Annotated in this window: 25 protein-coding genes and 1 pseudogene; 11 read left to right on the plus strand and 15 right to left on the minus strand. The window is 64.1% G+C overall.

Annotated elements, in window-relative coordinates; translation table 11 throughout:
* From EN818_RS24295 to EN818_RS24325, 7 genes are all read right to left on the minus strand, one after another.
* A complete protein-coding gene (locus EN818_RS24295; RefSeq protein ID WP_095806885.1) occupies nt 1-294 on the minus strand; it encodes an HlyU family transcriptional regulator in 294 nt (97 codons plus the stop codon).
* 155 nt (nt 295-449) lie between these two features.
* A complete protein-coding gene (locus tag EN818_RS24300; protein WP_095806886.1) occupies nt 450-1127 on the minus strand; it encodes a PadR family transcriptional regulator in 678 nt (225 codons plus the stop codon).
* A 131-nt stretch (nt 1128-1258) separates the two neighbouring features.
* A complete protein-coding gene (locus tag EN818_RS24305; RefSeq protein ID WP_176478390.1) occupies nt 1259-1639 on the minus strand; it encodes a DCC1-like thiol-disulfide oxidoreductase family protein in 381 nt (126 codons plus the stop codon).
* A gap of 66 nt (nt 1640-1705) precedes the next feature.
* On the minus strand, nt 1706-1999 hold the full coding sequence (locus tag EN818_RS24310) for a GYD domain-containing protein (RefSeq protein ID WP_095807033.1): 294 nt from the start codon (nt 1997-1999) through the stop codon (nt 1706-1708).
* 198 nt (nt 2000-2197) lie between these two features.
* A complete protein-coding gene (gene rpoD / locus EN818_RS24315) occupies nt 2198-4225 on the minus strand; it encodes an RNA polymerase sigma factor RpoD (protein WP_095806887.1) in 2028 nt (675 codons plus the stop codon).
* A gap of 366 nt (nt 4226-4591) precedes the next feature.
* Entirely contained in the window at nt 4592-6535 is a 1944-nt protein-coding gene (dnaG, locus tag EN818_RS24320; RefSeq protein ID WP_095806888.1) for a DNA primase, read from the minus strand.
* Nucleotides 6536-6672: 137 nt separating this feature from the next.
* Nucleotides 6673-7035, minus strand: a complete 363-nt coding sequence (locus EN818_RS24325; protein WP_095806889.1) for an RcnB family protein — start codon at nt 7033-7035, stop codon at nt 6673-6675.
* A gap of 362 nt (nt 7036-7397) precedes the next feature.
* On the opposite strand from EN818_RS24325, the gene EN818_RS24330 reads away from it, so the two are divergent.
* The 3 genes and pseudogenes from EN818_RS24330 (at nt 7398) to EN818_RS24340 (ending at nt 10330) form a co-directional block, all read left to right on the plus strand.
* The gene (locus EN818_RS24330; RefSeq protein WP_135904603.1) at nt 7398-9062 is read left to right on the plus strand and encodes a Na/Pi cotransporter family protein; all 1665 of its coding nucleotides are present in this window, start codon (nt 7398-7400) and stop codon (nt 9060-9062) included.
* A 113-nt stretch (nt 9063-9175) separates the two neighbouring features.
* Nucleotides 9176-9385 (plus strand): DUF2061 domain-containing protein, encoded by a 210-nt coding sequence (locus EN818_RS24335; protein ID WP_095807034.1) that lies wholly within the window; start codon nt 9176-9178, stop codon nt 9383-9385.
* A gap of 128 nt (nt 9386-9513) precedes the next feature.
* Nucleotides 9514-10330: pseudogene (locus tag EN818_RS24340) on the plus strand (MFS transporter).
* Between the two features lie 12 nt (nt 10331-10342).
* Here EN818_RS24340 and EN818_RS24345 read toward each other — a convergent pair.
* A complete protein-coding gene (locus tag EN818_RS24345; protein ID WP_095806891.1) occupies nt 10343-10900 on the minus strand; it encodes a GNAT family N-acetyltransferase in 558 nt (185 codons plus the stop codon).
* Nucleotides 10901-11026: 126 nt separating this feature from the next.
* Between EN818_RS24345 and EN818_RS24350 the strand changes: the two genes are divergently transcribed.
* The gene (locus tag EN818_RS24350; protein ID WP_095806892.1) at nt 11027-12031 is read left to right on the plus strand and encodes a hypothetical protein; all 1005 of its coding nucleotides are present in this window, start codon (nt 11027-11029) and stop codon (nt 12029-12031) included.
* Between the two features lie 54 nt (nt 12032-12085).
* Here the strand turns inward: EN818_RS24350 and EN818_RS24355 are convergent, their stop codons facing one another.
* The gene (locus EN818_RS24355; RefSeq protein ID WP_095806893.1) at nt 12086-12535 is read right to left on the minus strand and encodes a GatB/YqeY domain-containing protein; all 450 of its coding nucleotides are present in this window, start codon (nt 12533-12535) and stop codon (nt 12086-12088) included.
* Nucleotides 12536-12805: 270 nt separating this feature from the next.
* Here EN818_RS24355 and carA point away from each other — a divergent pair, with 270 nt between their 5' ends.
* Nucleotides 12806-14011 (plus strand): glutamine-hydrolyzing carbamoyl-phosphate synthase small subunit, encoded by a 1206-nt coding sequence (gene carA / locus EN818_RS24360; RefSeq protein WP_135904605.1) that lies wholly within the window; start codon nt 12806-12808, stop codon nt 14009-14011.
* 162 nt (nt 14012-14173) lie between these two features.
* On the opposite strand, the gene EN818_RS24365 is transcribed toward carA, so the two are convergent.
* The 4 genes from EN818_RS24365 to mntR all read right to left on the minus strand — a co-directional run bounded on the left by EN818_RS24365 (nt 14174) and on the right by mntR (nt 17371).
* Nucleotides 14174-15442, minus strand: a complete 1269-nt coding sequence (locus tag EN818_RS24365; protein WP_095806895.1) for a TCR/Tet family MFS transporter — start codon at nt 15440-15442, stop codon at nt 14174-14176.
* A 153-nt stretch (nt 15443-15595) separates the two neighbouring features.
* On the minus strand, nt 15596-16513 hold the full coding sequence (locus tag EN818_RS24370; RefSeq protein WP_095806896.1) for a neutral zinc metallopeptidase: 918 nt from the start codon (nt 16511-16513) through the stop codon (nt 15596-15598).
* Nucleotides 16514-16647: 134 nt separating this feature from the next.
* Entirely contained in the window at nt 16648-16830 is a 183-nt protein-coding gene (locus EN818_RS24375; RefSeq protein WP_095806897.1) for a hypothetical protein, read from the minus strand.
* 88 nt (nt 16831-16918) lie between these two features.
* Complete coding sequence (mntR, locus tag EN818_RS24380; protein WP_165350005.1) at nt 16919-17371, minus strand: manganese-binding transcriptional regulator MntR; 453 nt, start codon at nt 17369-17371, stop codon at nt 16919-16921.
* A gap of 230 nt (nt 17372-17601) precedes the next feature.
* On the opposite strand from mntR, the gene EN818_RS24385 reads away from it, so the two are divergent.
* From EN818_RS24385 to EN818_RS24395, 3 genes are all read left to right on the plus strand, one after another.
* Nucleotides 17602-18966: an Nramp family divalent metal transporter gene (locus tag EN818_RS24385; RefSeq protein ID WP_129553844.1), complete on the plus strand. Its 1365-nt coding sequence runs from the start codon at nt 17602-17604 to the stop codon at nt 18964-18966.
* Nucleotides 18967-19013: 47 nt separating this feature from the next.
* Nucleotides 19014-19865 carry a protein-L-isoaspartate O-methyltransferase gene (locus EN818_RS24390; protein WP_095806900.1) on the plus strand — a complete coding sequence of 284 codons (852 nt, stop codon included), beginning with the start codon at nt 19014-19016 and terminating at the stop codon, nt 19863-19865.
* A gap of 88 nt (nt 19866-19953) precedes the next feature.
* Entirely contained in the window at nt 19954-20604 is a 651-nt protein-coding gene (locus tag EN818_RS24395) for a dihydrofolate reductase family protein (protein ID WP_095806901.1), read from the plus strand.
* A gap of 56 nt (nt 20605-20660) precedes the next feature.
* On the opposite strand, the gene EN818_RS24400 is transcribed toward EN818_RS24395, so the two are convergent.
* On the minus strand, nt 20661-21527 hold the full coding sequence (locus EN818_RS24400) for a LysR substrate-binding domain-containing protein (RefSeq protein WP_095806902.1): 867 nt from the start codon (nt 21525-21527) through the stop codon (nt 20661-20663).
* A gap of 100 nt (nt 21528-21627) precedes the next feature.
* On the opposite strand from EN818_RS24400, the gene EN818_RS24405 reads away from it, so the two are divergent.
* Nucleotides 21628-22227 carry a LysE family translocator gene (locus EN818_RS24405; RefSeq protein WP_095806903.1) on the plus strand — a complete coding sequence of 200 codons (600 nt, stop codon included), beginning with the start codon at nt 21628-21630 and terminating at the stop codon, nt 22225-22227.
* Between the two features lie 48 nt (nt 22228-22275).
* On the opposite strand, the gene EN818_RS24410 is transcribed toward EN818_RS24405, so the two are convergent.
* Nucleotides 22276-23454: an MFS transporter gene (locus EN818_RS24410; RefSeq protein WP_095806904.1), complete on the minus strand. Its 1179-nt coding sequence runs from the start codon at nt 23452-23454 to the stop codon at nt 22276-22278.
* Nucleotides 23455-23647: 193 nt separating this feature from the next.
* On the opposite strand from EN818_RS24410, the gene EN818_RS24415 reads away from it, so the two are divergent.
* Together EN818_RS24415 and EN818_RS24420 are read left to right on the plus strand one after the other, a co-directional pair.
* The gene (locus EN818_RS24415) at nt 23648-24004 is read left to right on the plus strand and encodes a helix-turn-helix transcriptional regulator (RefSeq protein ID WP_095806905.1); all 357 of its coding nucleotides are present in this window, start codon (nt 23648-23650) and stop codon (nt 24002-24004) included.
* Nucleotides 24005-24137: 133 nt separating this feature from the next.
* Nucleotides 24138-24944, plus strand: a complete 807-nt coding sequence (locus EN818_RS24420) for an SH3 domain-containing protein (protein ID WP_095806906.1) — start codon at nt 24138-24140, stop codon at nt 24942-24944.
* Nucleotides 24945-25125 lie beyond the last annotated feature (181 nt).

The raw sequence follows: 25125 nt of genomic DNA on the forward strand, positions 1-25125 counted from the left end.
CTAACCGAACATCCGCTCACCCTGTTCGTCGACCAGTTGGATGCCCTTCTTGATCGAGATGTCGACGGCATCGTCCAGTCCGGCGAAACGGTCGGCCCGGATGAATCTGTGCTCCTTCACCACGCCGTCGATTTCCTTCGAGACGACGCCGCAGGTCTGGTACTGGCCCTCCGCCTTGTAGGGCGTGGCGCTGATCAGGAATCCCTTGTGCTCGACCTGTTTTGCCGGCTTTGCGCTTGCGGGCTCGTTCGCCTCACCACCGCCTCCGCCGAAAAGGCGTTTCAGAAATGACATAGCGCATCCTCCAACGGCAATCGTCCTGCATCACATAGCGTGTTGCAGGACGATTTTCACTACAGGAGCATCCCGAAAACTGTGCGGCGGTTTTCGCGGTCATGCTTTGCTGTCCTCGGGTTTCGCCGGCCAACGGCCGCCTCAGGCTCGCCGGCTCAGCGGCGCGACAGCGCCTCGAGTGCCGCCGCGGCGTCTTCCAGTATGCTGATCGCCTCGGCCTGCTTGTCTTCCGGCGCGTCGACGATATCGCCGAGCGCGGCGCGCAGCCGGTGACGCAGCGCGCGGAACCGGTCGCGCTTCTCATCCCGCTTTTCACGGCGACCGCGCCAGCCGCCATCCTCGTCGCCCCAGCCGAACCAGTCGCGCGCCTTGGCCATCTTGCGGCCAAAACGCTCGAGATGGTCGAGCACGTGGTCGATCATCTCGCGGTTTTCCTCGAGATGCGCCCTGCCCGCTTCGGTGATCGAGAACACCTTCTTGTTGCCTTCGCTCGAGGAGACGGCATAGCCCGCTTCTTCGAGGAAAGTCAGCGTCGGATAGACCACGCCCGGGCTCGGGCTGTAGATGCCGCTGGTGCGCTCCTCCAGGGCCTTGATGATGTCGTAGCCGTGGCGCGGCGCCTCGGCCAGAAGCGACAGCGTGATCAGCTTCAGGTCGCCATCAGCAAGCATGCGCCCGGCGCGGAACATCTCGCCGGGGCCACCGCGGCCGCCACCGCGCATGCCTTGCCCGAACGGCCCGAAGCCGCCGCCGCGGCCGCCGAATTTGCCGGCCATGTGCATGAACATGCGCTCGCCGAAATGATTGTGCCGAAAATGATCGTCTTTGTGCATGGATTGCTCCTCAAGTTCTATCTTACGATATATCTTAAATAACGCGCCACGCCTGCCGATTCAAGATATATCATACGATGTATCGTAGATGCACCCAGCGGCAGTTGACAGCACGGTTAAGCGCAGGCGCTCTACCAGCGGCCCTTGCGCCGATTCCAGGCATAGAGAAGGTCGGCGAAACGGTCGTAGACGAAGCGCGTCAGGGGCAGCACGGCAGGATTGCCGAACAGCACCGCCAGCCAGCTTTCGACTGGCGTCAACCGCCACACTGCGATCGCGACATCGGCGCCCGCAAGCAGCCTGCCTTCGGCATCGGTCGCATGCAGCCGGCGGCGGATGTCCTCCAGCGAGGCTCCGAATGCCGAGAGCGCGGCCGGCTCGAGATTTATGTCGCGGAATTCGATGCGGCCGGCCTTGACCGCCTCGATCAGCCGGCGCTTCTGCCGGACGATGCCCGCGTCGCAGACCGGGCAGCGTGTATTGTACCAGACGGTCAGCAGAGGCGTGGGCATGGCGCGACTATCGGGGATGCGGCGCGGCCCCGCAAGCACCGCGCCGGTGCATGCCCGAGCCAGACTTCACCCGAGCGAACTGATGATCTCGCGATAGGCGAATTCCGGAAAGGCCTTCATCGTCCGCGTCCTGACATTGCCGCCCGATGACAGCATCAGCGCGAAACGGGCAAGCACGGCATCGTCAGGCGCTTCGACCACGGCGACCATGTCGCATTCGCCCATGGTCAGATAGAACGCCTTGAACGATCCGCCCATGTCCCCCAGCAGCTTCTTGGCAGCATCGAGCCGCTTCGGCGACTCCCGCACATTCTTGGCTCCCATCTCGGTCCAGTTGATAAGCACGATGTAGGTTGTCACGGCACACCTCCCTCCGGCGCCACGGAGCTGGCGCCTGGCCGTTGCGACCGGCGCCGGGGCGGGCATCCGGCTTGTCGCCCACAAATGCATCCGACACCGAAATTATCCTCCCGGCGGGCACTCCCGGCAAGAGCGGCGCAGGCAAAGGAAAGGGCGCCACGAGGACGCCCTTTCGAATTCCTGGTCTGATTGTCGCTATCAGCTGTCGAGGAAGCTCCTGAGCTTGCGCGAGCGGCTCGGGTGCTTGAGCTTGCGCAGCGCCTTGGCCTCGATCTGGCGGATGCGCTCGCGCGTCACCGAGAACTGCTGGCCGACCTCTTCCAGCGTATGGTCGGTGTTCATGCCGATGCCGAAGCGCATGCGCAGAACACGTTCCTCGCGCGGCGTCAGCGAAGCCAGCACGCGGGTCGTGGTCTCGCGCAGATTGGCCTGGATGGCCGCGTCGATCGGCAGGATCGCCATCTTGTCCTCGATGAAGTCGCCGAGATGCGAATCCTCCTCGTCGCCGACCGGCGTTTCGAGCGAGATCGGCTCCTTGGCGATCTTCAGCACCTTGCGCACTTTTTCCAGCGGCATGGCCAGCTTTTCGGCCAGCTCCTCCGGCGTCGGCTCGCGGCCGATCTCGTGCAGCATTTGGCGCGAGGTGCGCACGATCTTGTTGATCGTCTCGATCATGTGCACCGGGATGCGGATGGTGCGCGCCTGGTCGGCGATCGAACGGGTGATCGCCTGCCGGATCCACCACGTCGCATAGGTCGAGAACTTGTAGCCCCGGCGGTACTCGAATTTGTCGACCGCCTTCATCAGGCCGATATTGCCTTCCTGGATCAGGTCGAGGAACTGCAGGCCGCGGTTGGTGTACTTCTTGGCGATCGAGATGACGAGCCGAAGGTTCGCCTCCACCATCTCCTTCTTGGCGATCGCTGCCTCGCGCTCGCCCTTCTGCACCTGGTTGACGATCTTGCGGAATTCCTGGATCGAGATCGCCGTCTCGGTGGCGAGGTTCTGGATCTCGGCGCGCAGTTCCTTGATCGCGTCCTTCTCGTTCTTGGTGAATTCCTTCCAGCCGCGCGAGGTGAGGTTGGCGATCGAGCGCGTCCAGTTCGGATCGAGCTCCGAACCCTGATATTCCCTGAGGAACTCTTCACGGCGCACGCCATAGCTCTCGGCGAGCCTGAGCAGCTTGCCCTCGTTCTGCACCAGACGCTTGTTGATGTCGTAGAGCTGCTCGACCAGCGCCTCGATGCGCGCCGCATTGAGCGACAGCGATTTCACCGCCTTGATCAGCTGGTCCTTCAGTTCCTTGAGGCGACGGTCCTGGCTGGGCGAAAGCGTGCCGGCCGCGGCGAGACGGTTCTCGACCTGCTGGTCCTGCAGCTTGCGCAGCTTCTTGTAGGTGTCGGCGATGACGTCGAGCGTCTCCATCACCTGCGGCCGCAGTTCCGCTTCCATCGCGGCCAGCGACAGGCTTGCCTCGTCCTCGTCGTCTTCCTCTTCCTCCAGCCCGCGCGTGTCGCCGCCGACATTGGTGATGTCGTCTTCTTCTTCGCGTGCGGCCGCGCGGCCGCGCGGCTTTTCTTCGGGCTTGGGCGTTTCCTCGATCCGTTCGACCACCGGCGCCTGCTTGGCCTCGGGGCCGGCATAGGTCGCTTCGAGGTCGATGATCTCGCGCAAAAGGATCTTCGATTCGTTGAGCTCGTCGCGCCAGATGATGATGGCCTGGAAGGTCAGGGGGCTTTCGCAGAGGCCCGCGATCATCGTCTCGCGGCCGGCCTCGATGCGCTTGGCGATCGCGATTTCGCCTTCGCGCGACAGAAGCTCGACCGAGCCCATTTCGCGCAGATACATGCGCACCGGATCGTCGGTGCGGTCGGTCGGCTCTTTCTTGGTTGTCGTGGTGGCGACGGCGGTGCCGGTCTGCTCGGCGAGCTCGTTGGCGTCGTCTTCGCTGTCACCGGCCGCCTCGGCCTCATTCTCCTCGCCGGCCTCGTCATCCTCGACGACATTGATGCCCATGTCGTTGAGCATGGCATTGATGTCTTCGATGCGATCCGGATCGGTCTCTTCCGATGGCAGCACCGCGTTCAGTTCGTCGAGTGTGACATAGCCGCGCTTCTTGGCGGCCTTGATCATCTTCTTGACAGCATCGTCGGAAAGGTCGAGCAGAGGGCCATCGGTGGCGCCTTCGCGTTCGGTCTCGACCTCTTCCTTTTCCTTTGTCGCCATTCTTTGTCGTCTCCAAGCGGCTGATATCGAAGCCGCGTAAGCTGCCGGACCGGTCATACCGGATGCGCTCGCGCCAGAACGCTTCTTACCGGGCCAGTAACCGCATCTCTCGTTAAGTCCAGATTAACCCTGGTATCTGTGGCAGGCCTTTTGCCTGTCCAGTCACCAGTTCCTCACATCGCTCAAAATTTCCCACCGACGCGGGGGCACGGTTAACGTTTCGAATCGTCCTGATTCCGCCAATCTGCCTGAAGGTCAAGCGCCTCTCGCATGATTCGCCTGAAAAAAGCGAATCAATTACCCGACTTAGGGGCGTCGATTCGACGCGCTGTGCATTTCCACTTCGATTTCGCGGCAGCCCAGGACCTAAACGCGCCCGGCTCTGCCCGACGAAACGCCGAACCCTTCGATCAGCGCTTCCGTTGCCTGTACATCATTGAATTGCGCTTGAATCTCGACGAGATGCCGGAAGTTTTCATCCGAAGGGTCTGCATCGAGCGCCGCCTGCGCCTGTTTCAGCTCTCTATGTAAGGTGCGCGCGCTGCGCTGCAAGTGCAGCGCCTGGTTGAAGGCGTCGCGGGCGTCGTCGAGCGCCGCGGTTTCGAGCGCCGGCCACTGCCGCGCACGCTTGATCAGCGCCACCGCGCGTTCCCAGATAGCACCACAGCCGGCGCGCTCGATGGTGGCAATGACGGCGTCGCGATCGTCGGCCGCGTCATGCGCCATGGCGTCGAGGATGGCAGCGTGCAGCCGCCGCAGGTCCGAATTGGCGAGGTCGAGGAATTCGACATGGGCGAAATTCTCGTCGATCAGCGCAGGATGATTGATCAGCGCCACGATGATCGTCGCCTCGCGCACCGACATGCCCTCGCCGGCCCGCTTGATCAGCGCCGAGCGTCCGAGGCTTTCGGTGATCGCCGTGCGCCCGCCGGCCGCCGGACCTCGCCCGAAGGCACCACCGGCAGCCTGGCCCTTGCCGCGCTCACCGGGCCGGCCGTCCGGCCGCTGTTGGCGCGCACCACGCTGCGTGCCGAAGAAGCTCAGCACCCGCTCGCGCATTTCTTGGCTGTAGTGGTAGCGCGTACTTTCGTCGCGGATGCGGCCGGCGAGCCCGCGCAGCGTCTTTTCGAGCTCCGCGCGCCGTTCCGGCGTGTCGAAGACGCCGCCCGCCGTCTCACGCATCCACAGCAGGTCGGCGAGCGGCCGGGCCTCGGCCAGCACCGCGCGGAAAGCGTCCGGTCCATCTGCCTTGACCAGGTCGTCCGGATCCTTGCCTTCGGGCAGCAGCGCGAAGCGCGCCGATCGTCCAGGCTGGACCCCCGGCAGCGCAAGGTCGGCGGCGCGCCACGCCGCCTTCAGCCCGGCCTGGTCGCCGTCGAAGCAGAGCACCGGCTCGCCGGCCATGCGCCACAAAAGCTCCAACTGGTTTTCGGTGAGCGCGGTGCCGAGCGGGGCAACGACATTCTCGAAGCCGGCCTGCGCCAGGACGATCACGTCCATATAGCCTTCGACCGCGATCACCGTGCCGCCCTTGGCCAGCGCCCTGCGGGCGCGGGCAAAATTGTAGAGCACGTTGCCCTTGTGGAAGAGCTCGGTATCGGGCGAGTTCATGTATTTGGCCAAAGCATCAGGCGCCAGAGCGCGCCCGCCGAAAGCGATGATCCTGCCGCGCGAATCCGGGATCGGGAACATGATGCGGTCGCGGAACCAGTCATAGGAAACCGGCACATCATCGCCGTGCCGCACCAGCCCGCAGGCCTCTATGTCGGCTTTCGGCACGCCCTTGGCGGCCAGATGTTCCTTCAGCGCGTTACGGCTGTCCGGCGCATAGCCGAGGCGGAAGGACTGCTGCGTTGCCGGCGTCAGTCCACGATCCCGCAGATAGGCCCGCGCCTTCGCCCCGTCGGCGCTCTGCAGCCGCTCCTGGAAGAAGACGGTCGCCATTTCCATGACGTCGGTCAGGCTGGCGCGTTCCTTCTCGCGCCGTTCCTCCTCTGCGTCGCGCACCGGCATCGGCACGCCGGCCATGTCGGCGATCTTCTCGACCGCTTCGGGAAAGCTAAGGCCGTCGAGCTCGGTCAGGAACCTGAAATGATCGCCCGACACCGAGCAGCCGAAGCAGTGATAACGCCCCTTCTTGTCCTCGCAGTGGAAAGACGGACTCTTCTCGCCGTGAAATGGGCAGCAGGCCCAGTAGTCGCCGCGCGACGCGTTCGTCTTCTTCCTGTCCCAGGCGACGCGCTGGCTGATCACCGATGATATCGGCACGCGGTCGCGTATCTCGTCGAGGAAGGCGGGTGGAAAGCGCATCGGAAAAGGCTCGTTTGCCCTCCATATAATCAAGCCGCCCGGGCGCGACGACTCGCAAAAAATCATCGTACCCGCTTTTCACAGACAAAAAGAAGGGCGGCCGCGGGACCGCCCTTTTTGGTGCGGACATTGCCCGATCAGTGCGCGGCGATGGCGCCGAAGATGACACCGGACACGATGCCGACCAGCAGGTAGTCGTTGCCGACGCGGATCCATTCCTGGCCGGGACCCGGGCGGCGCAGCCCGTAGCGGTTCCAGTCGCGCACCGCCTGGTGACGCTTCCATGCGGCATATCTCTGGCCGTTGCGCCAGTGGCTGCGCTTCACCACGACCGTCCTCTTCACCACCACCTTCTTCTTCACCACGACCGGCTTGTGCCAGTCGACCTGGATGACGTTCGACTGCATCGCGCTCGGCTGATTGAGCGGCGCGGCCTGGCCGGAAAAGGCCGAGGCGGCCAGCATGGAGGCCATGACGGCGGAAAGGATGAGGCGCTTCATGATCGGTACTCCTTGGTTGTCGATAGGCAAGGAGTAGCGGCGCCCGGATGAACCGAAACTGAACGATTGCATTACAATTCTGTAATGATTTCCGACGGTTATATAAACACCCTCATCAATGCACACGAATGGAATCAACACTCCTTGCGCCGACCGGTCTCCATCGGACCTGCCGTCCGGCTTGCCCATGCAACCAATGTGCTTTCATCCATTTCCGACACGCGCCGTCGCCTGTCAGCCACAGGCCAATTCGTGCATAATTTATTACCCGGCTAAAATCGGTTTGGAGTAACTTCGGCTCCTGAAATGCTTATGATTCGGCCTCTTTTCCGCCTGCCTGCCGCCTCGCCGCGAGGCCGCGCATGAGCGGGTCCGTCGTCCTGCTGCACCTTGCCGGCGCAGTGGCGCTGATGCTGTTTGCCACCCGCCTGGTCAAGACGGGCGTCGAGCGCGCCTATGGCGACATGCTGCGCCACAGGCTGCGCGCCACCATGCGCAATCCGATCATGGCGGTGCTGGCCGGCTGTGGCCTGGCCATCGCGCTGCAGAGTTCCACCGCCGTCACACTGCTGGTCGGCTCCTTCGCCGGCGCCGGCATCGTGTCGGGCGCCGCCGGGCAGCTCGCTGTGCGTGGCGCCGAGATCGGCTCTGCGCTGGTCGCCAAACTGCTCACCTTCGACCTGTCGCTCCTGGTGCCGTTGTGCCTGGTCGCTGGGACCGTCATGTTCATGGCCACCGAGCGGCGCGACTGGCGCCAGTCCGGCCGCATCCTGGTCGGCATCGGGCTGCTGATCCTGTCGCTGGAGATGATCGGCCAGGCCTCCGAGCCGCTGCGCGACAGCCAGCTCATGCCGGTCATCATCACCTATTTCTCCGGAGACGCCATAACCACTTACCTGCTGGCGGCGCTGATCACCTGGCTGTTCCAGTCGAGCATCGCAGCTGTCCTGCTGATGGCGACGCTGGCGGGCCGCGGCGTGATCACTCCGGAGCTCGGCGTGGTCCTCATCCTCGGCGTCAATCTCGGCTCGTCGGTCATCGCGCCGGTGCTGACCCGCTCGGCAGCGCCGGAAGTCCGCGTCGTGCCGATCGGCAACCTCTTGATGCGCGGGCTCGGCTCGCTCGTCATGCTGATCCTGTTCATGATCTTCAGGCCGCAGTTCGCCTTCCTCGGCGCGACCGCTTCGGACCAGATCGTCAACGCCCACATCCTGTTCAACGTCATCATCCTGCTTGCCGGCCTGCCGCTCGCCGGTCTGGTGTATCGCGCGTCGGAGAAGATCGTGGCGATTGGCGGCAAGGCCGAGCCGGCAGCCGGCCTCGACGTCGTCGAATTGTCGGCGCTCAACGAGAGCGCGCTCGACACGCCGAGCCAGGCGCTGGCCAACGCCACCCGCGAGGTCGTGCGGGTCTGCGAGATCGTCGAGATCATGCTGAAGCGCATCATCGAGCTCTACGAGAGCGCCGATGCCGGCAAGATCAAGGCCTTGGCGGCACTCGACGACCGCGTCGACCAGAAGCATGCGGCGATCAAGCTCTATCTCGCCAAGGTCACCAGGAACCCACTGACCGAGGACGAGGCGCTGCGCTGCCAGGAACTGATCGGCGCCTGCGTCAAGCTGGAGCAGGTCGGCGACATCATCGTGCGCAACATGCTGGTGCATGTCCGGAAGAAGCTCGAGCGCGGGCTGGAGTTCACGCCCGAGGGGTGGCGCGAGCTCTGCGCCTTCCACGCCTCGGTGCTGGCCAATGCGCGGCTGGCCTTCAACGTGCTGGTCTCGCGCGATCCCGAGACGGCGCGCCAGCTGGTGCTGGAGAAGGATCTGCTGCGCGAGCGCGAGAAGGAAACCAGCGCCAGCCATTTCCTGCGGCTGCGCGACGGCACCGCCAAGAGCGTCGAGACCAGCTCCATCCATCTCGACACCATCCGCGATCTCAAGCAGATCAACTCGCTGCTCGCATCGATGGCCTATCCCGTGCTCGAGGAGCGCGGACTGCTCGGCGGCTCGCGGCTGAAGGCCGGCTAGCGACAGTCGTGCGGCAAGGCTCGTCCGCAGCGGTGCAGAAATTAGGCTTTGCCCATCCTCGCTTCTCTCGGCTAAGAAGTTGGTCGAGTTAGTCTGGGAGGATGACCGCGTTGATAGACACCCATTCGCGCAGCTTCGCCAAAGCGCTTTCCTGGCGCGCCACCGGCACGATCGACACGATGATCATCTCACTGGTCGTCACCGGAAGCGTAAAGCTCGCGGCCACGATTGGCGTGACCGAAGTCATCACCAAATCGCTGCTCTATTATCTGCACGAACGGGCCTGGCTGAAGATCCCTTACGGCCGCCGAAAGGTCGCCTAGTTCCTGAACCGAGCAGACCCGTTTTGGGATCCGCTGAAGAAAAGCTAAAGCGGCGTCGACAATTTCTGCATTGCCGGCTGCGCTCCGGCATGATCTGAGGCGGTGCATTCCGTCCGACGCGTTTTTGAATCATGCTTGCGCTGATTGCCCTGTTCATCGCCGCCTTCGCCTTCGGCACCACCGAATTCGTCATTGCCGGCGTGCTGCCGGAGGTCGCGCGGGGGTTGGCGCTCGACCTTCTGGGTCATGGGAGCGCTGGGCCTCGTCGCGATCCTGGCCATGCTCGCCCTGCTGCCGCGCACGGCCGGGGCCGCGAACCGGCCGGCTGGCCTGGCGCGGGAAGTGCGTGTGCTGGGACGCCAGCAGGTCTGGACGTCGCTTATCCTGATGCTGATGCTGATGATCGGCCAGTTCGGCCTCTTCACCTACATCACCCCGACCCTGGTCGAGGTCACCGGCCTCGACGAGAACTTGATCCCCTGGGTGCTGCTGCTCAACGGGGTCGGCGCCACGATCGGGGTCTTCATCGGCGGCAAGCTCTCCGATTGGAAGCTGATGCCGTCCTTGATCACCATGCTTTGCCTGCAGGCCGTGATGCTGGCGGTGATCTATGCCGTCAGCCCCTATCCGGTGCCGATGGTTGTGGCGATCGTCATCTGGGGCGGCCTCAACTTCGCCATCGGCGCACCGATCCAGACCCGCATTCTCGCCTGGACCGCCGACGCCTCCAACCTTGCCTCCTCGCTCATCCCGTCCGGCTTCAACGTCGGCATCGCGCTCGCCGCCTCGCTCGGCGCGGCGATCCTTAATGCCGGCTACGGCTATCGCAGCCTGCCCCTGGCAGGCGTGCTCGCCATGCTGGTGGCCGTGACTGTGGCCGTCGCCTCGCAGGCGTGGGAATGGCGCAGCCGCGCGACGCCGCCGCTGCCGGCAGCGGCTGAGTAGAGCCGGGCCCGATCAAAGATCGATCCGGAACCTCAAGCTCTCGGCACCGCCATAGGCGGCATCCTCGAGGAAGCGCCCCACCAGCCTGCCGCCATTCGCGCTTATCACCTTCTGCGAGGCGGGGTTGCCCGGCTTGGCGGTGATCTCGACATACTCAAGACCGACCGCCCTCGCCTCCGCCAGCATCAGCCGCAGCGCCTGAGTGGCATAGCCCCGGCCTCGCTTCCACGGCACCACGGCATAGCCGATATGGCCAAGCACATGCGGCGGCAGCTCGGATGTGCCATTCTGCCAGCGAAGGCCAATCGAGCCGGCCGCTTCGCCATCCCAGATCCAGCGGCGAAAACCCGGCAGGCGCGGCACCTTGGTGCCGTCGGGCAAGGCGATCGGCGGCCCCTTCGCCTCGGGATCGTCGAGACTGGCGAGAAAGGCGACAGGATCTTGCGCGATGGCCGCCAGCTGCTCGCGCGTGGCTTCCAGCAGCCGCACATTGTCCGGCGACCAGCCGCGCTCCAGCGCCGCCTTGTAGGACGGCAGATGTTGGAGCGCAGGTTTGACGATTTCGATCATGACCGATCGCGGATTTCCAGCAAGCTGCACCTAAACTAGAAGTGTTTCGCCGATTGGCGCGATACCTCTTATGATCGTTCTCGGGTGATTCACCGCAAGTTAATTGTGAACGGGGGAATTGAGCTGGTGCGGTTGAAATTTGTTCCGCTGGGTGTCGCCACTATCTGCAGCGTCCTCATCGCCTTCGCGCTGGCGATGACACCTCGCTCCTTCGCAGCGTCGCGGGCCTCGGACATTCCCGACTGGCTGCAGCGCCATGTCGGCGATGGCGAAGGGCAGATCTCGCAAATAGTGTTGGAGCGGGCGCGCGCGCTTTACCAGAAGAAGGTCAGCGAAGGTTCGGTCGCGAATCCCTGCTACTTTGCCATGGACGCGACGCGTCCAGGCGATCTGGGCAACAGTGTGCTTGGCCAGCGTTACTACATCATCTGTGAAACCAAGCAGCTCTTTCGCGCGGTCTCGTCCGGCCATGGCAGCGGCCGCAACCTCAAAGGCGTTGCCAATTTCTCCAACGGCAGGCGTTGCGCGAAAAACTTCGGCAATGCGATGGACTCGGAGCTGACGGCCGGCGGCGCCTACATGACCGCCGAAGCGAAAACTTCGTTCAAGGGCTACTACCGCGTCGGCGCAAAGCAGGATGCGGTGTTCATGCGCACCTTCATCCAATTCGATGGTGAAGGCGAGACCGCAAACGCTAGGCAGCGCGTCATCGGTGGCCATCCGGCGGCACTGCTGCGGGGAATGTGCATGCGCAAAAATCCGCAAAGCTCTTACGCCGACCACGACGGTTTTGTCCCGTTTGGGAAATTGGTGAACTACGCCGGCGGGCGCAGCAATGGCTGCACCAGCTGGTCGCCCGCCGATGCCGAGCAGATCATCCCGCTGGTCAAGAACAACCCGACGACGCTCTACATCTATCCTGAATCGCGCGACATCGCGGCGATCGCCCGCGCCAAGGCCGCCGGCCAGTCGCTGTCAGGCGCTGGCCTCTATTGGAACGCGTCCTGCCTGAACGAGATCGGCTCGCCGAAATTCTGGCCGAAGAAGACGCTCGAGCCGATTATCGCGCAGTACAAGAAGGACCATCCGGCACCACCGCCGCAGCCGGTGCCGATCTGCAAGGGACCTTGAGACTGTCGCCGCTCGCCAGCGGCGGCGGCCACGTAGCAACGCAACAGCCTTTCGTTACTGCAGCAGCCCTTTGACGATGGCGCTTGCCTTGGCGAAGTCCATCTGTCCGGCATATTTCTGTTTCAGCGCGCCGATCACCTTGCCCATGTCCTTCTGGCTGGCAGCACCCATTGCAGCGATCGCTTCGCGCGCCGCCGCCGTGATCGCCGCGTCGTCGAGCTGTTGCGGCAGGAACTCGCGGATGATCTCCATCTCGCCGCGCTCCTGGGCAGCCAGTTCCGGCCGCTTGCCGTCCTCGAACGCCTTGGCCGACTCCTCGCGCTGCTTCACCATCTTGGCCATGATCTGCAGGATTTCTTCTTCGCTCGCCGCCGGCTTGCCGGCGCCGCGATTGGCGATGTCGCGGTCATGGATGGCGGCCTGGATCAGCCGCAGCGTCGGCAACCGGTGCTTGTCCTGCGCCTTCATCGCGCTCTTCATGGATTCGGCGATTTTCTCGCGCATCGTGCTTCTCCTTCGAACGCGGCGGACAATAGCTTTGCCGAACGGACAAGGCAAATCCCGGCAAGTATCTGATTTTGCTTGCCGAAATAAATCGATGCCGTTCGGAGGCAGCCTCATTGACCGCCTCGGTGCCTTCCCCTATGTACTGAGCCTCGCATGAACTGAAACTTTGGTTGCGCGCAGGCCCGCGAATTCGCCGCTGCGCGCTATTTGCTGCGCGGATCGTCCCGTGGACGGGATGGTCCGGAAGCAGTCTTTAGGAGTGCCGCCATGGCCGCCACGACTGCCCCCTGGGTCACGGAGAAGCCGACCGCCCTTCTGGTCCTTGCCGACGGCACGGTGATCGAAGGTCGCGGCCTCGGCGCCACCGGATCGGCGGTTGCGGAAGTGTGCTTCAACACCGCGCTCACCGGCTACGAGGAAATCCTCACCGACCCGTCCTATGCCGGCCAGATCGTCACCTTCACATTCCCGCATATCGGCAATATCGGCACCAACGACGAGGACATCGAGGACCTCAATCCGGCGGCGCGCGCCGGCGCTGACGGCGCAATCTTCAAGGCCAATGTCACCGACCCCTCCAATTACCGGGCAGCCGGACATCTCGACCAGTGGCTGAAGCGGCGCGGCATCATTGCCCTTGCGGGCATCGACACACGTGCGCTCACCGTGCTGATCCGCGAGAAGGGCTCGCCGAATGCCGTCGTCGCGCATGCGCCCGACGGCAACTTCGACATCGACGATCTCAAGCGCCGCGCCGCTGCCTGGTCGGGCCTGGTCGGGCTCGATCTTGCCAAGGAAGTCACCTCTGGCCAGTCCTCCGTCTGGCGCGAGACACCTTGGATCTGGAACGAAGGCTTCGGCGAGCAGGACGAGCCCTCGATGCATGTCGTTGCCATCGACTATGGCGTCAAGCGCAACATTCTGCGCCTGCTTGCCGGCCTCGGCGCCAAGGTCACCGTCGTGCCGGCCAAGACCGATGCGGAAGAGATCCTTGCCATGCAGCCGGACGGCATCTTCCTGTCCAACGGCCCCGGCGACCCGGAAGCCACCGGCGGCTATGCCGTTCCGATCATCAAGGACCTGCTCAAGACCGACATCCCGGTGTTCGGCATCTGCCTCGGCCATCAGATGCTGGCGTTGGCGCTCGGCGGCAAGACCGAGAAGATGCACCAGGGCCACCATGGCGCCAACCACCCGGTCAAGGACCACACCACCGGCAAGGTCGAGATCGTCTCGATGAACCATGGGTTCGCCGTGGATGCCGACTCGCTGCCCGACGGCGTCGAGGAGACCCATGTCTCGCTGTTCGACGGCTCGAACTGCGGCATCGCGCTGACCGGCCGGCCGGTGTTCTCGGTGCAGCATCACCCCGAGGCTTCACCGGGACCGCAGGATTCGCACTACCTCTTCCGCCGCTTCGTCAATCTTATCCGCCAGCGCCGCGGCGAAGAAGCGCTGGCCGAACGGGCCTAGCGGCCTAAGGGTGTTGAGATTCAGGTCAGGCCGAATCGAAGACGCGAAGCGACCAAAATGGCGGGTTCCGAGATCGGAGCGGAGCGTACTTGAGACACGTGAGCACCGGAAGCGCAGGAAGCCGCCATTTGCAGGCCGGCATCACCTGAATATCAACACCCCTCAAACCGCGTCGGTCACCGCTTCCTGGGCGTGCATGCGCTCGACTTCCTTTGGCGTCGGCTTGGCCACCTTCGTCACGAAGACGATTGCCGCCAACGTCATGAAGATCGCGCCGAGCACGTAAGGCGCACCGCCGAACACCACTAGCGCGCTTGGACCGGTGAACCAGGAAAATATCCCCGTATAGAGCAGCGGCGTGATGATCGAGGTGATCGAGAAGATCGATGTCATCGCGCCCTGCAGTTCGCCCTGCGCCGAAGGTGGCACCTTGGCCGCGGCAAGGCTTCTGAGCGGCGGGTCGGCGAGCGACTCCAGGCAACCGGCGACGATCACCGCATAGATCATCCAGCCTTGCGTCGACAACGCATAGCCGAAGGCGCTGAGCGCGGTGAAGGTGAGGCCGATCGCCGCTGTCTTCCATTCGCCGAGCTTCGGGACGATCCTGGGCAGCACCGTCGCCATGACGATCGCCCCGCACAGGCCGAAGACTCCGAGCGAAAGGCCGATCTGCTGCTCGTTCCAGCCGTAGCGGTAATTGGAGACGAAGGACCATACAGCCGGATACATCATGTGCCCGAGCGTCATCAGGAAGAAGGCAAGGCCGATCCAGCCGATGCCCGGATAGTTGCGCATCTGGACGAGCGTGCCGACCGGGTTGGCCCGCTTCCATTCGAAGCGGCGGCGGTGCTTGTCGTCGAGCGTCTCCGGCAGAAAGAACAACCCGATGAGGAAATTCACGAAGGCGAGCCCCGCGGCGAAGTAGAACGGCACGCGCGGCCCGAAGGTGCCGAGCAGCCCGCCCAGCACCGGGCCGATGATGAAGCCGACGCCGAAGGCGATGCCGAGCAGGCCGAAGTTCTTAGCCCGGTTGTCGTCGGTGGAGATGTCGGCAATGAAGGCGGAGGTCGTCGAATGGCTGGCGCCGGAGATGCCGGCCAGCACTCGTCCGATGAACAGCATCGGATAGGACCAGGCGACGGCGCAGATCAGATTGTCGATGGAAAAGGTGAGCACCGAGGCAAGCAGGACGGGCCGTCGGCCGAAGCGATCGCTCAAGCCGCCGATGATAGGGGCAAACACGAACTGCATGGCTGCGTAGACGAAGAACAGCCAGCCGCCTTCGATCGCCGCCTCGCTGATGCCGACTCCGGTCAGTTCCCGCAGATAGGCGGGCAGCACCGGCATGATGATTCCGAAGCCGATGATGTCGAGCAGCAGCGTGGTGAAAACGAGGGCAAGTCCCCGCTTGGCCGTCTTGGGATCGATCATGATGGGGTCAAGCTCCTCGGCCGCCCTCGGACCAAGACGGGAGCACCTTATAGGCGAGCTTGTTGCCTGGAACAACAAGCGAGCAATAGCAAATACTCATTCTGGCAGTGAGTTGCCGGCAGCGCTGCCAAACGCCTGACGATAATGTGTCGCTCAGACCGGGTTGTTGAAAGTATCGCAGTCCGAAAGCTTCCCGCTCTTGTAGCCGCGGGCCAGCCAGGTCTGCCGCTGTGCCGAGGTGCCATGGTTGAAGCTTTCCGGAACGACATAGCCCTGCATCTTCTTCTGCAAGGTGTCGTCGCCGATCTGCTTGGCCGCGTTTAGCGCGCTTTCGATGTCGCCCTGCTCCAAAATCCCCTTTTGTCCGGTGTAGTGCGCCCACACCCCGGCGAAGCAGTCGGCCTGCAGTTCGACCTTCACCGACCATTGGTTGGCCTCGGCTTCGCTCATCCCTTGCCGCATCTGGTTGAACTTCGGCAGGATTCCGGTGAGGTTCTGCACGTGGTGGCCGACCTCATGCGCGATCACATAGGCCCTGGCAAACTCGCCGGAAGCTCCGAACTGCTGATCCAACTGCTGGAAGAACGTCATGTCGAGATAGACCTTGTGGTCGTTCGGGCAGTAGAACGGCCCCGCCGCCGACGAGGCGAACCCGCAGGCCGAGCGGATCTGGCTGCTGAACAGCACCAGCTTCGGATCTTCATAGGTTAAGCCGTTCGCTTTGAAGATGCCCGTCCAGGTGTCCTCGGTTTCTGCCAGCACCGTGGCAACGAACTGCTTCATCTCGTCGGAAGCCGGCGCGCCGCCCTGGGAACTGTTGTCTTCGGTGATCTGACCGCCGCCACCCGGCAGCGAGCCGCCGTCGCTCAACACTTGCAGCGGATCGATTCCGAGTGCCTTCAGGCCGAAATAGAGCACCACCAGGATGATAATGGTCGACATGGACATCCGTCCGCCGCCGGCACCACCACCGATCGGGATGCGGAACTGGCCAGGGCTGCCGCCGAAACCACCGCTGTCACCGCGCTGATCCTCAATATTGTCGCTCTGACGACGGCCTCTCCAAAGCATGGCAACTCCTCGCGATGCGTATGTCAGGTCCGGTCCGCGACCGCCCCCTCGTAACAATTAGCCCAATGTCACTTCAAGGCACAGCTTTTTTGGGTTGTGCGGAGGGTGAGATCCGGAGCCCGTCGTTTTCAGCCTCACTGCTTTGTGCCGGCGCTTTTGCCGTCGGAGCTTTTTGAGCGCTCCTCGGACCGCGCTGCGCCTTTCTTCAGCGGGCGGCCGGTTTCGGCCTCGGTCTTGCGCTTGTCCAAGGCTGCCGCCTGCCGTAATCCCTTTGCCGCCTCCTTGCCTTTTTCGGTCGGTGCGTGTTCGACGCCCATCGCATTCCTCCCTGGCCGCCATGATCGCGGACTGGAGACGAACGCGCTGGATGCTTGGCGGTTCCAGCTTGACTGGAAACCGAGGGGGTCAGCGCGCGGTCATCGCTCTGCGGAAAGCTTCCAGCGTCTCGGCACTGACATGGTGCTCGATGCCCTCGGCATCGATCCGCGCCGTCTCGGCGCTGACACCCAGCGAGCGCAGGAAGGCCTCGACCGTCTGGTGTCGGATGCGGCTTTCTTCGGCGACTTTGCGGCCTGTCTCGGTCAGGAACACGCCGCGATAGGGCTTTCTCGAGACCAGCCCGTCGGCGCACAGCCTGGTCAGCATCTTCGCCACGGTCGGCTGCGCGACGCCGAGCCTTGCCGCGATATCGACCTGACGCGCCTCATTGCCGTCTTCGATGAGATCGGCGATCAGTTCGACATAGTCTTCGACAAGCGCGCCGCGGCGCGCTTCCCGCGTCTGCCGAAAGCCCTCCGAGTGGATTTCGGCATCGGGGAGCGCGTTTTCGCGTCGAACCGGTCTGTTCCTCAGCGCCAATACGCGCCCCTCCTTGGGATTGAATCGGCTCCGCATTCATAGCACGGACCCGGCGTAGTCTGGCCGTTTATTTGCATTCCCACGCCGACGCAACCGGCCTTCGCGGCGGGTGGCCAAGCGCTGTTTGCGCATATCACGAAAGCACGATCAATGAAATATAGCCTATTGCATAATGTTGAGCCATGGCGTAAATAGAGGCGGTAATCCTACCCTCTTCACCGGAATGCCTCATGTCCGACGCCGATGCAGCAGCCGTAGCCCGATCCGCCTGGCGGTTTGACAGGGTCGACGACGAGCCACCGAGCCTGCGCGAGGTCAACGCCTCGATCAGGGTGCCGCAGACAGGGGTCTGGTTCCGTCGCCTGTTCGCCTTCATCGGACCCGGCTACATGGTTTCGGTCGGCTACATGGACCCCGGCAACTGGGCGACCGACCTCGCCGGTGGCGCCCAGTTCGGCTACACGCTGCTCTTCATCATCATGCTGTCCAACCTGATGGCGATCCTGCTGCAGGCGCTGGCCGCGCGGCTCGGCATCGCCACCGGCCGCGACCTGGCCCAGGCCTGCCGCGCCTACTATCCTCGCCCGGTCAACTTCCTGCTCTGGATCGCCTGCGAACTGGCGATCATCGCCTGCGACCTGGCCGAGGTCATCGGCACGGCGATCGCGCTGCAGCTGCTGTTCGGCATTCCGCTGATCGGCGGCGCCATCATCACAGCGCTCGACGCTTTCCTGCTGCTCTTCCTGATGAACAAGGGCTTCCGCTTCCTCGAAGCCTTCATCATCGCGCTTCTGATCATCATTTTCGGCTGCTTTGCCGTGCAGATCGTGGCCGCCGCCCCTCCGGTCGGCTCGATACTGCATTCCATGTTCGTGCCGTCGTCGCAGATCGTCACCAACCCGGAAATGCTCTACATCGCCATCGGCATCATCGGCGCGACCGTGATGCCGCATAATCTGTACCTGCATTCCTCGATCGTGCAGACCCGCGCCTATGAGCGCAACGACGCCGGCAGGCGCGACGCGATCAAGTGGGCCACGACGGATTCGACCATTGCGCTGATCCTGGCGCTGTTCGTCAACGCATCCATCCTCATCGTCTCGGCCGTGGCCTTCCACAACACCGGCCATCAGGATGTCGCCGAGATCGGCCAGGCCTTCGAACTGCTCTCGCCGCTGCTCGGCCTGGGCATCGCCTCAACGCTGTTCGCGGTGGCGCTGCTTGCTTCGGGCCTCAATTCGACGGTCACGGCAACGCTGGCCGGCCAGATCGTGATGGAGGGCTTTCTTAGGCTGCGCATCCCGCAATGGGCGCGCCGCCTGCTGACGCGCGGCATCGCCATCGTCCCCGTGGTGATCGTCACTGCGCTTTACGGCGAAAAAGGCACCGCCCAGTTGCTGGTCTTCAGTCAGGTGATCCTGTCGATGCAACTGCCCTTTGCCGTCGTGCCTCTGGTGCAGTTCGTGTCGGACAAGAAGAAGATGGGCAAGTTCGCCATTCCGCGTGCCGTCGCGTTGCTGGCCTGGGTGGTCGCCGCCATCATCCTGGTGCTCAATTTCAAGCTGCTCTACGACACGGTCACCGGTTTCGGCTGAGATCACGACCGGCGACAAACCGGCTGGCTGCGCTATGTTCGTAGGACATGACGCGTTCCGCCGAAGCTCGAAAATTCTATGCCAGACTGATGGCCGCCCAGGCGCGATCCGCCGGCCCCCGCCTTGAAGAAGCATTCGCCTCGGTGCCGCGCGAGGCATTTCTCGGCCCTGGGCCGTGGACGATCATCGCCGGCGACGGCCGGATCGAAACCCCGAGTGACGATCCAAGCTTCATCTACCAGAACGTGCTGGTTGTGCTCGATGCCGACAAGGGCATCAACAATGGCGAGCCGATCCTGCACGCCATGTGGATGGGCAAGATCGCGCCAAAGCCCGGCGAAGCCGTAGTCCATATCGGTGCCGGCACCGGCTACTACAGCGCGCTGCTGGCAAAGCTCGTCGAGCCCGGAGGGGCCGTTGCCGCCTTCGAGCTGGAGGCTGACCTTGCCGAGCGCGCCAGGCAGAACCTCGCGTCGTATCCGAATGTACAGGTCATCCATGGCGATGCGGTCGCCAGCGCGCTGCCGCCCTCCGACATCATCTATGTCAATGCCGGGGTCGCGGCCCCTCCCCTCAATTGGCTCAAGGCCCTGAACCCTGGCGGCCGGCTGGTCTTTCCATGGCGCCCGGCCGAACGCATCGGCCTTGCGGTTGTCGTCACCAGAACGCAGGCGGGCTTTTCCTGCGAGCCGTTCATGGGCTCCTGGTTCATCCCTTGCGTCGGCGCTTCCGCCGTTGGTCCGTCCGCGAAAATCCCCGACCGGGACAAGGCGGCGCGAAGCCGCTCGATCTGGCTTTCCGCCGACAGGACACCGGACCGCACCGCCACCGCCATCTTCGAGGATGTCTGGTTCTCGTCACGCGCCGTTCGCGCCGACAGCAAGCGCCAAAGAAATTGACAGACCCGTGTCGGAACGGAGCCTTGCGGCTCGTCCTTAGGCTGACAGCCCTGCCATGACGGCGCGGATAACGATAAGGGAGAGACAAATGCGAAAGATCATCGCCGCCACATTCGTCAGCCTCGACGGCGTCATGCAGGCGCCGGGCGGACCGGAAGAGGATCCGGTCGGCGGCTTCAAATTCGGCGGCTGGACGTTTCATTACTTTGATGAGGTGGCAGGCGCCGCTTTGGATGAATTATTCTCCAAACCCTTTGCCCTGCTGCTCGGCCGCAGAACCTACGACATCTTCGCCGCATACTGGCCGTATCAGAAAGATAAGATCGCAGATGCCTTCAACCCCGCGACCAAATATGTGGCGACGCACCGCCCGGATTCCCTGACTTGGGAGAACACCCACTCGCTTGGGCCAGATGTCGTGGCAAGGCTCCGGCAGCTCACAGAGGAAGACGGACCTGACCTGCTCATTCAGGGATCAGGCAATTTGATCCAGACTCTGCTCGCCAACGGGCTGATCGACGAGATCCGGCTGATGATCTTCCCGTTGTTGCTCGGCAAGGGCAAGCGACTGTTCGGCGACGGCGCGATGCCGGCTGCCTTCAGGCTCACCAGGTCGCAGGCCTCGAGCACCGGCGTGATCATGGCGAACTATGAACGCAGCGGCGAGATCCGCACCGGCTCGTTCGCCCAGGAGGAGCCTTCCGAGGCTGAGCTCGAGCGGCGCCGCACCTGGAAGTAGAACCGGCGATCCGTTCCTCGCCTCCACGAATGCGGAGGGGCGAGGGGAACTCGCGCTCACGCTGCCTGACGGTAGCGCGCCAAGCCTTTGCGGATATGATCCGCGAAGGCTTGCGCGGGCGGTGTGACGGCGTGTTTCGGCAGATGCAGGTTCACGGAAAACTCCGGCAGAGGCGGAAGGCCGGCATCGGACAGGATGTCGAGATCGACAGGCACCGTCGAGGCAAGCCACGTGGTCACCGCAAGGTCCGAACGCACCGTCGCCGTCGTGGCGTCGATATTGCCGTTTTCGAACACGGTGCGCCAGTCGAGCCCATGCTCACCGAGCGCGGCCAGCACCGCCGGTCGGAACGCGCAGGTGTCGGCGACGATCGAGACCGGCAGCGGTCGTTTCAGCCGTGCCGTTCCGCCTCTCGCGCCGACCCAGACCAGCCGGTCGACGAGCAGGCATTCGCCGCTTGATCGCCCGGCCCGCTCCTCGATGATGGCAAGATCGATTGTCCCTGCCGCAAGTGCCGCCGCGAGTTCGGGCGAGGAGGCGCAGACCAGCGAGATCTCCACCTGCGGAAAGGCTTCGGCATAGGCCTTCAGCACCGGCTGGAGCAGCGTGCCGACAAGATCGTATGGCACGCCGAGCCGCACCTGTCCGGCAACCACCTTGCCCCGGATCTCTGCCAGGATCTCGTCATTCAACTGCAACAGCCGCCTGCCGTTGTCGAGCAGCCGCTCGCCGGCGCGCGTCAGCCTCAGGCCTCGCCGGTCGCGCTCGAACAATGTCTGGCCAAGCACCTCCTCCAGCCGCTTGACGTGTTGGCTGACCGCGCCTTGGGTCAGATGAAGCGCGTTGGCGGCGGCCGTCATGCTCGCCTTCTCGGCTGTGGTCACGAAGGTGCGAATGAGGGTCGTGTCGAGATCGCGGATCATAAATGGCATTATATTTTGTAATTCAATCCATATCAAACATTGCATTTACTGATGATGCAGGACGGCTAGATTCCGACGCTCCTTCCACCGGGGAAGCCAGATGTCCGAGACCGTTATCCCTCTTGTCCTGTTCGCGCTGGTCTCGACCTCGACGCCTGGGATCGCGACAACCCTTTCGACGGCGTCCGGCGCGCAGTTCGGCTTTCGCCGGTCGGTGCCGCTGATGGCCGGCAGCGCGGCGGGATTGGCATCGGTGGCGGCTGCCGGCGCGGCAGGCCTCGCCGGACTGCTCACCGCCGTCCCTTCGCTGCAACTCGCGATGAAGATCGCCGGCTCGATCTACCTGATCTGGCTGGCGCTCAAGATCGGCCGCAGTGGCCCGCCCAATCTCGATGTCAGCATGGCCAGGCCGAACAGTTTTTTCGGCGGCGCCGGCATTCAGTGGATGAACCCGAAGGGCTGGGCGATGGGATTGGGTGCTGCCGCCTCCTTCGCGGCACTGGCCGACAGTCCCGTCCAGCTTGCGCTACTGCTCGGTTCGGTGTTCGGCCTTGCCGCGGCCTTTTCTTTGTCGCTCTGGTGCGTAGCGGGCACGCTGCTCGCCCGGCTGCTCAAGACCGAGCGGCAGTGGCGCGCGCTCAACATCGTCCTTGGCCTGCTGCTGGCCGCCTCGATCCTGCAGATGTGGCGGCCAGCTTGAGAGCGGCGTCGCACGACGTAGCGTCGCGCAAGGCAACCAGTTCCGATCTTATTCCGCCGGCATGGCGACTGGCCGGGCAAGCACCCGACCGGCAAGCACGACGCCCAATCCAGCGATAGGGAACAGCGCCGCGATCAGGCCGAGATCCGCCGGCGCGCCGAGGCGCAGCACGGCAGCGCCGACGATCGCGCCGAGCGCGACGCCGAAATAGAGCGCCGAAGCATTGAGCGACAGCACGATTGGCGCCGCATCAGGCGCGATCCTGATGATGCGGCTCGCCTGCGCCGGCGCGAAGGCCCAGCCGACGATGCCCCACGGCACCATCATGACCAAGAGTGCCGGGCCGGCGATCGTGTGCGGCAGGAAGGTCGGAATCAGCGAGAAGGTGACGAGCATCGCTGCACTCAGCGCCAGCGACCAGCCGACGGTGCGGGTCGCGCCGAAGCGGTCGGCCGCCTGGCCGCCGGCGATGTTGCCGATGACGGCGCCGATGCCGAAGGCGAGCAGCATTCCGGGCAGCGCCAGCGGGCTCAAGCCCACACCGTCGATGGCCAACGGCGCGATGAAGGCGAACACCGTGAAGGCGCCGGTCAGCGCCAGCACCGTCGTCGCCAGGATCGGCATGATGCCGGGACGGAGCGCCGCCGCCACCCGCGCCTTGAGCGGCAGCCTGGTGCCGATGATGCCGCGCGGCAAGCGCCACCACAGGATCGCGCCGGCAAGCGCGCCGAGGCCGGCGACTGCGAAGAAGGTGCCGCGCCAGCCGGCGATGGCCGCGACCAGCGCGCCGAGCGGCGCGCCGACCGCAACCGCCACCGTGGTGCCGCCGACGACGACGGCGATGGCGCGTGCGCGATGGTGATCATCGACCAGGGCTACCGCTGTCCCTTGGGCGGTCGCGGCGAACAGGCCTGACGAAAGCGCCATGACGATGCGGGCAATCAGCAGCAGCTCGAAGGACGAGCTGAGCGCGGCAGCAACATTGCCAACGACGAAGAACACCAGCGTCCACAGGATCACGCGCCGCCGGTCCCACTCGCCGGTCAGCGTCGCCAGGACCGGCGCGCCGATCGCATAGGCAAGCGCGAAGGCTGTGATCAGGGAGCCGGCGAGCGGAACGGAGATGCCGGCATCGGCGGCGATGTCGGGCAGGAGGCTGGAAATGACGAAGCCTTCGGTCGAGATCGTGAACGATCCGAGCGCTAGCCAGTAGAGCCGCTTATCCATGGGATCTGTCCTTAGTTCAAAAGTCATTGAACAATTGGACATGGCAGCACGTTATGTCAACGGACCCTGGGAAAAATAGCTGAACCCTGCTGACAGCTCTATGTCAGCACGAGGCCGGGATGAACGGATCGTCCGGGTCCGCCGAAGGAGGAGACGCGTTGAACTCGGCCGTGTTTGTGCTTAATTCTGGTCCATGACCTTGCCCCACCCCAACGCTGACCAGATCAGCCTGCCGATCGTGCTCGCCGTGCTCGGCGACCCGACCAGGCTTGCCATCGTGCGCTATCTCGCCAGCAAGGAAGGCGTGCCGCTGAGCTGCAGCAAGTTCCTCGATCTCGCCTCCAAGACCAACCTCAGCTACCACCTCGCCAAGCTGCGCGAAGCTGGCGTGACCCGCGCCGAGGTGGTCGGCACCAGCCGTCTGATCACGCTGCGCCGTGCTGATCTCGATGCCCGCTTCCCCGGCCTGCTCGACAGCGTGATAACGGCGGCCGGTGAGGACAAGGCGCTGCCGGTGATTGGCACAGCGGAGACCGAGATCGACGCCTGAATTGGTCATGACCCTTCGGCCCGGATTTTTCCGATGACATCGCGCAGCAACGTCTCCTATAAACGCCTCGGCTTGCGATGGCGCTCCTTGAGTCGCGCCGTGTGAATTGCAGTGCATTGCCCATGGCCGAAGGATGAGGCGCACAGTCACGCTCCGATCGACGCTGCAGATACTGTTCGCCGCTCAGCTGCTGGTGGCCGTCCTGCCGGCTTTCGCCCAGGACGCGCCAGAGACGGTCATCTCCATCATCGGCGGCCTGGCGCCGGACGACCTCCTCAACATTCGCGCCACCGCTTCAGCGGGCGGAAAGGTGACGGCGCGGCTGCCAAACGGAGTGGCTGTCAAGAATCTCGGCTGCAATGTCGTCAACGGCTATCCATGGTGCAAGATCGAGGACACCCAGGGCGCGAAGATCGTCGGCTGGGCGCCGGCGCGCTATCTCAGCCCCGGCAATCCGGCACCCGCGCCCGACGACAGCGCCGCCCCGGTCACCGAAGTCAGCGCTTCGCCCGCCGAAGCGCCGCCGCCCGATATCAGCGCGCGCCTGGGCAGCGCCGACCCGGCCGAGCCGCCCTCCGCTGCCGATATCGGCAGGACCGCCATGCAGGACGCCTATGGCCTCGCCTTCGCGGCGTCAGCGGCAACCTCGGGCTCCGAAGCTCCTGCCCCGGATGCCGCCGGCGGCATTCCCTGCGCGCGCCGCATCGGCCAGCCGATGACGCGCTGCCAAGTCTCGGTCGCGCGTGCAGGCGGCGACAGCGACGTGACCGTGGCCTGGCCGGACGGCGGCACGCGGCTCATCCTCTTCCGCGACGGCCAGCCGTCCGGCTCGGACTCGCCGGACAAGTTCCGTTTCACTCGCGAGGGCACGCTCAACATGATCCGCGTCGGCGTTTCCGAGCGGTTTGAGATTACGGATGCGTTGGCGCTGGGGGAATGAAATAGGGAAGTATGTTTCGCAGCCCGCTTGAACCTGTCTCCTCCCCTACTCCCCTACTCCCCTACTCCCCTACTCCCCTACTCCCCTACTCCCCTACTCCCCTACTCCCTTACTCCCCTACTCCCTCATTTTCGGGGTTACATCCGCCAAAACTCTTCCCTATAAGGCCCTCCTAGCCTGA

It is taken from the genome of Mesorhizobium sp. M3A.F.Ca.ET.175.01.1.1 (assembly GCF_004791945.1).
In the GTDB taxonomy this organism is placed as follows: Bacteria; Pseudomonadota; Alphaproteobacteria; order Rhizobiales; family Rhizobiaceae; genus Mesorhizobium.

What these genes read in the sequence shown, in the direction of transcription:
- EN818_RS24355 (WP_095806893.1), bottom strand. Translation starts at nt 12,535, where the DNA reads ATGCGCGAGAAAATCGCCGAATCCATGAAGAGCGCGATGAAGGCGCAG.
- EN818_RS24325 (WP_095806889.1), bottom strand. Translation starts at nt 7,035, where the DNA reads ATGAAGCGCCTCATCCTTTCCGCCGTCATGGCCTCCATGCTGGCCGCC.
- EN818_RS24390 (WP_095806900.1), top strand. Translation starts at nt 19,014, where the DNA reads ATGACGCGTTCCGCCGAAGCTCGAAAATTCTATGCCAGACTGATGGCC.
- EN818_RS24295 (WP_095806885.1), bottom strand. Translation starts at nt 294, where the DNA reads ATGTCATTTCTGAAACGCCTTTTCGGCGGAGGCGGTGGTGAGGCGAAC.
- EN818_RS24370 (WP_095806896.1), bottom strand. Translation starts at nt 16,513, where the DNA reads ATGCTTTGGAGAGGCCGTCGTCAGAGCGACAATATTGAGGATCAGCGC.
- EN818_RS24415 (WP_095806905.1), top strand. Translation starts at nt 23,648, where the DNA reads ATGACCTTGCCCCACCCCAACGCTGACCAGATCAGCCTGCCGATCGTG.
- EN818_RS24300 (WP_095806886.1), bottom strand. Translation starts at nt 1,127, where the DNA reads ATGCACAAAGACGATCATTTTCGGCACAATCATTTCGGCGAGCGCATG.
- dnaG (WP_095806888.1), bottom strand. Translation starts at nt 6,535, where the DNA reads ATGCGCTTTCCACCCGCCTTCCTCGACGAGATACGCGACCGCGTGCCG.
- EN818_RS24400 (WP_095806902.1), bottom strand. Translation starts at nt 21,527, where the DNA reads ATGATCCGCGATCTCGACACGACCCTCATTCGCACCTTCGTGACCACA.
- EN818_RS24305 (WP_176478390.1), bottom strand. Translation starts at nt 1,639, where the DNA reads ATGCCCACGCCTCTGCTGACCGTCTGGTACAATACACGCTGCCCGGTC.
- EN818_RS24420 (WP_095806906.1), top strand. Translation starts at nt 24,138, where the DNA reads ATGAGGCGCACAGTCACGCTCCGATCGACGCTGCAGATACTGTTCGCC.
- EN818_RS24405 (WP_095806903.1), top strand. Translation starts at nt 21,628, where the DNA reads ATGTCCGAGACCGTTATCCCTCTTGTCCTGTTCGCGCTGGTCTCGACC.
- EN818_RS24345 (WP_095806891.1), bottom strand. Translation starts at nt 10,900, where the DNA reads ATGATCGAAATCGTCAAACCTGCGCTCCAACATCTGCCGTCCTACAAG.
- EN818_RS24410 (WP_095806904.1), bottom strand. Translation starts at nt 23,454, where the DNA reads ATGGATAAGCGGCTCTACTGGCTAGCGCTCGGATCGTTCACGATCTCG.
- EN818_RS24365 (WP_095806895.1), bottom strand. Translation starts at nt 15,442, where the DNA reads ATGATCGATCCCAAGACGGCCAAGCGGGGACTTGCCCTCGTTTTCACC.
- carA (WP_135904605.1), top strand. Translation starts at nt 12,806, where the DNA reads ATGGCCGCCACGACTGCCCCCTGGGTCACGGAGAAGCCGACCGCCCTT.
- EN818_RS24395 (WP_095806901.1), top strand. Translation starts at nt 19,954, where the DNA reads ATGCGAAAGATCATCGCCGCCACATTCGTCAGCCTCGACGGCGTCATG.
- EN818_RS24375 (WP_095806897.1), bottom strand. Translation starts at nt 16,830, where the DNA reads ATGGGCGTCGAACACGCACCGACCGAAAAAGGCAAGGAGGCGGCAAAG.
- EN818_RS24330 (WP_135904603.1), top strand. Translation starts at nt 7,398, where the DNA reads ATGAGCGGGTCCGTCGTCCTGCTGCACCTTGCCGGCGCAGTGGCGCTG.
- rpoD (WP_095806887.1), bottom strand. Translation starts at nt 4,225, where the DNA reads ATGGCGACAAAGGAAAAGGAAGAGGTCGAGACCGAACGCGAAGGCGCC.
- EN818_RS24385 (WP_129553844.1), top strand. Translation starts at nt 17,602, where the DNA reads ATGTCCGACGCCGATGCAGCAGCCGTAGCCCGATCCGCCTGGCGGTTT.